This is a genomic window from Oscillibacter sp. CU971, assembly GCF_905219725.1.
GTDB lineage: Bacteria > Bacillota > Clostridia > Oscillospirales > Oscillospiraceae > Oscillibacter.
On the sequence record NZ_CAJMXG010000472.1, the window covers coordinates 1 to 1,436 of the forward strand.

General features: G+C 64.0%; 2 protein-coding genes. One reads left to right on the forward strand and one right to left on the reverse strand.

Annotated elements, in window-relative coordinates:
• Positions 1 to 220: 220 nt before the first annotated feature.
• The gene (locus JX325_RS16680; protein WP_204792149.1) at positions 221 to 997 is read right to left on the reverse strand and encodes an A24 family peptidase; all 777 of its coding nucleotides are present in this window, start codon (positions 995 to 997) and stop codon (positions 221 to 223) included.
• Between the two features lie 251 nt (positions 998 to 1,248).
• Between JX325_RS16680 and JX325_RS16685 the strand changes: the two genes are divergently transcribed.
• Entirely contained in the window at positions 1,249 to 1,395 is a 147-nt protein-coding gene (locus JX325_RS16685) for a hypothetical protein (protein WP_204792150.1), read from the forward strand.
• Positions 1,396 to 1,436: the final 41 nt, after the last annotated feature.

Consider the following 1,436-nt stretch of genomic DNA (forward strand, 5'->3'; position numbering starts at 1 on the left):
AGCGCCGCCGGGCCCCGGGGGAGGGACAGCTCCTTTTTCGTCTGCTTCAAAAACTNCGCGAAGGCGTGGGGCAGGATGATGGCCCCCGTTCCGTCCACCATGTTCTCCGGCAGGCGGATCTCCTCCATGCGGGCCTCGTTTCCCCGGAGTACCGCGATTTTCAGGCTGCTGCTGCCGATGTCAAATCCCAGCCGCGTTTTTCCCATACATTCCTCTCCTCTCAAAACAGGCCGAAGTACCATTCCAGCACCGGCCCGCCGCAACACACCGTAAGCATCGCCCCCAGGGCCAGAAAGGGCCCGAAGGGCATGGCGGTTTTCGCCTTTCCGCCGGTCAGCGCCGCCCAGATAAGGCCCAGCAGGCACCCCGCCAGCAGCGTCAAAAACAGCTCCGCCCAGCTTAAATACAGGGCCAGCACGAACAGCAGCTTGATGTCCCCGCCGCCCATGGCCTCCCGGCCCAGCAGCTTCTCCATTATCAGCACCAGGGCCAGCAGCGCCGCCGGGACGGCGAAGGCCTTCGCCGCCTCCAGGCCCTCACGGACTCCGTGGCCCAGAACGAAAAACCAAACCGCCCGGTTCGCCGCCAGCAGGAGGAGCAGCTTGTCGGGAAGTATCCGCGCCGCCCAGTCCGTCAGGCTCAGGGCCAGCAGCAGCGCGGCAAAAGCGAACCACTGGCCCAGCTCCAGGCTGAGGCCGAAGCGCAGACCCAGGCACAAAAACGCCGCCGCCCCCGCCAGCTCGGAAACCAGGCACCGGGCGGGGATGCGCGCCCCGCAGTACCGGCACCGCCCCCGGCGCAGCAGGAAGCTGAACACCGGGACCAGATCCCGGGCTCCCAGAGTATGGCCGCAGGAGCCGCACCGGGACCGGCCCCGGAAGGGGTGGGGGTCCCCCGCCGCCCAGCGGGAGGCGGCGCAGTCCAGGAAGCTGCCCAGAACCGCGCCGAGGACGGCCAGCCAGAAGCAGAGGTAGGCCGTCAAGAGCTGTTCTTCCATAGAGTCTCCTTTTTGGGGATTGCTCCGCAGGGGGCGTTCTCCGCGCCGTCCCGGTCTCCGCGGCACAGCCCGGAGGGTGTGGGTGGAAGGTAGGGCGGCGCAGGAAGGTCAGGGCGGCGCGGAGGCCGTCTCCTGGGAGCTGTGTAACACAAAATTTACGGATCGTCAAGTTGATATTCCAAAAGAAATATGGTAAAATGAGATAGATGGAGTACGAAACACAGGGCGCGGCATAGGAGGAGGTGAACCGTATGGGCATGACTGATTTACAGTTCAAGAGCTATATCCGCAAACTCCTCAGCATGACCGAGGATATCTCGGAAGAAAAATCGAAGGAAGAAATTCTTGCCATAGTTAATAAACTGCGGCGAGACCTGGAGGAAGACCTCCGAGGCTGACCCCCCGCCCCCCGTATGGGGGGCTTTTTTCCGCCCTCCAC